Source organism: Vitiosangium sp. GDMCC 1.1324 (genome assembly GCF_003044305.1).
Lineage (GTDB): Bacteria > Myxococcota > Myxococcia > Myxococcales > Myxococcaceae > Archangium.
Map to the genome: position 1 here is coordinate 2,501 of NZ_PZOX01000063.1, position 3,206 is coordinate 5,706.

Annotated in this window: 2 rRNA genes (1 of these 2 cut by a window edge); both read left to right on the plus strand. The window is 55.8% G+C overall.

Annotated features, from left to right (window positions below):
- A 23S ribosomal RNA gene (locus DAT35_RS57795) occupies positions 1 to 2,898 on the plus strand; it begins 70 nt to the left of the window's first position.
- 163 nt (positions 2,899 to 3,061) lie between these two features.
- A 5S ribosomal RNA gene (rrf, locus tag DAT35_RS57800) occupies positions 3,062 to 3,178 on the plus strand.
- Positions 3,179 to 3,206 lie beyond the last annotated feature (28 nt).

The following is a 3,206-nucleotide window of genomic DNA, read 5'->3' on the forward strand; positions in this document are numbered from 1 at the left end:
AAAAGCTCCGGGGAGTTGCCAACCGAACGTTGAGCCGGAGATGTCCGAATGGGGAAACCCAGCGTGGCGAAAGCTGCGTTACCTCGGCCTGAATACATAGGGCTGAAGGAGCGAACCAGGGGAAGTGAAACATCTCAGTACCCTGAGGAAAAGAAAACAATGAGTGATTCCCGGAGTAGTGGCGAGCGAAACGGGAACAGCCTAAACCGGTGTCACGCAAGTGGCATCGGGGTTGCGGGTCCGCGGTAGGACCTTTGCTGGTTAGCGGAAGCACCTGGAAAGGTGCACCAAAGAGCGTGATAGTCGCGTACGCGAAAACTGGCGAAGGCCGAGCGGGGTACCCAAGTAGGGCGGGACACGTGCAATCCTGCCTGAATCTGCCGGGACCATCCGGTAAGGCTAAATACTCCTTGGCGACCGATAGTGGACAAGTACCGCGAGGGAAAGGTGAAAAGAACCCCAGTGAGGGGAGTCAAAAGAACCTGAAACCGCATGTCTACAAGCAGTCCGAGCACTACGTCGCAAGACAGTGCGAGGGCGTACCTTTTGCATCATGATTCGGCGACTTAATGTACGTAGCGAGGCTAAGCCGATAGGTGGAGCCGGAGCGAAAGCGAGTCCGAAACGGGCGAAACAGTTGCGTGCATTATAACCCGAAGCGGGGTGATCTACACATGGCCAGGTTGAAGTGAGGGTAACACCTCATGGAGGACCGAACTCATGAAAGTTGAAAATTTCTGGGATGAGCTGTGTGTAGGGGTGAAAGGCCAATCAAACTCCGTGATAGCTGGTTCTCCCCGAAAGATATTTAGGTATCGTCTCGGGTAATTCAATACCGGAGGTAGAGCACTGGAACGGCTAGGGGTCTCACCAGATTACCAAACCGTACCAAACTCCGAATGCCGGTAATTGTTATCCCGGGAAGCAGTCAGTGGGTGATAACGTCCATTGGCAAGAGGGGAATAACCCAGACCGACAGCTAAGGCCCCCAAGTCTAGTCTAAGTGAACACTAGAAAGGATGTGGCAGGTCATTGACAACCAGGAGGTTGGCTTAGAAGCAGCCATCCTTTAAAGAAAGCGTAATAGCTCACTGGTCGAGACAGGCCGCGCCGAAAATGTAACGGGGCTCAAGACTAGCGCCGAAGCTTCGGATTGCATACGTCAGGCGTATGCAGTGGTAGGGGAGCGTTGCAACTGCAGCGAAGGTAGACCGCAAGGGCTGCTGGAGCGGTTGCGAGTGCTGATGCCGAAATGAGTAGCGATAAAGGGGGTGAGAAACCCCCTCGCCGTAAACCCAAGGTTTCCTGGGTCAAGTTAATCTTCCCAGGGTTAGCCGGGACCTAAGCCGAGGCCGAAAGGCGTAGGTGATGGCAAGCAGGTTAATATTCCTGCGCCATCTTGTAGACGTTGAACCGAGGAGGGACGGAGAAAGCTAGACGAGCTGGCCGGTGGTTGTGCCAGTCCAAAGGCGTAGGGGTGTCGCGTACGATAAAAAGGCGCGGCAGCTATCCCCGAGACCCGATGGCGCCCCGCAAGGGGTAAGTCGTTGATGCTCTGCTTCCAAGAAAAGCTCCGCGGGGAGTCTACAGGGTGTCCGTACCGCAAACCGACACAGGTGGGTGAGGAGAAAATCCTAAGGCGCTTGAGAGAACTCTCCTCCAAGGAACTAGGCAAATTTCCACCGTAACTTCGGAAGAAGGTGGGCCTCTGGTAGGTGTAGGCGTACAGCCGAAGCCGAGAGAGGTTGCAGAGAAATGGCGGTAGCGACTGTTTACCAAAAACACAGGACTCTGCGAAGGCAAGAAGCCGACGTATAGGGTCTGACTCCTGCCCGGTGCTGGAAGGTTAAGGGGATTCGTCAGCCGCAAGGCGAAGCGATGATCCGAAGCCCCAGTAAACGGCGGCCGTAACTATAACGGTCCTAAGGTAGCGAAATTCCTTGTCGGGTAAGTTCCGACCTGCACGAATGGAGTAACGACTTCCGCACTGTCTCGGAGAGGGACTCAGCGAAATTGAAATAGCTGTGCCGATGCAGTTTACCCGCAGCAAGACGGAAAGACCCCGTGAACCTTTACTACAACTTGACAGTGACACTAGGGTTCGACTGTGTAGGATAGGTGGGAGCCTTTGAAGCCGGGCCGCTAGGTTCGGTGGAGGCAACGGTGAAATACCACCCTGTCGGATTCTGGTGTCTAACCACGCCCCCTCAACGGGAGCTGGGACACTGTCTGGTGGGTAGTTTGACTGGGGCGGTCGCCTCCCAAAATGTAACGGAGGCGCGCGATGGTTCCCTCAGCCCGATTGGAAACCGGGCGTCGAGTGCAATGGCATAAGGGAGCTTGACTGCGAGACCGACAGGTCGAGCAGGTGCGAAAGCAGGTCATAGTGATCCGGTGGTCCTGAATGGAAGGGCCATCGCTCAACGGATAAAAGGTACTCCGGGGATAACAGGCTTATCTCCCCCAAGAGTTCACATCGACGGGGAGGTTTGGCACCTCGATGTCGGCTCATCGCATCCTGGGGCTGGAGCAGGTCCCAAGGGTTTGGCTGTTCGCCAATTAAAGCGGTACGCGAGCTGGGTTCAAAACGTCGTGAGACAGTTTGGTCCCTATCTGCTGTGGGCGTAGGATACTTGAGAGGCTCTGACCTTAGTACGAGAGGACCGGGTTGGAGACACCGCTGGTGTACCAGTTGTCTCGCCAGAGGCATCGCTGGGTAGCCATGTGTCGATTGGATAACCGCTGAAAGCATCTAAGCGGGAAACCGACCTCAAGAACAGGTATCCCGGGCGCAAGCCCCTGAAGACCCGTCGAAGACTACGACGTTGATAGGCCGGGTGTGTAAGCGCGGTAACGCGTTGAGCTAACCGGTACTAATTGGTCGTGAGGCTTACTATACCTCAATCTCTCACAGGCTCCACCCAACGGGGGGAGTAAGGGATTCGAGGCCAAGGTCGAGGCCCCGAGCGCGCTCTAAAGAAGCGGCGCCGGGCCCGGAAGAAGGCACGAGCTTCTGAAGCAGGATTGAAAACTACCCTTTGTATGCACGAGTCACTCAGTTTCCGGTGGCAATGTCGGAGGGGTCCCACCCGTTCCCATCCCGAACACGGAAGTTAAGCCCTCCAGAGCCGATGGTACTCCGCGGGAAACCGCGCGGGAGAGTAGGTCGCTGCCGGATTTTTTTTGAAGGCCCCGAGTCCTCACAC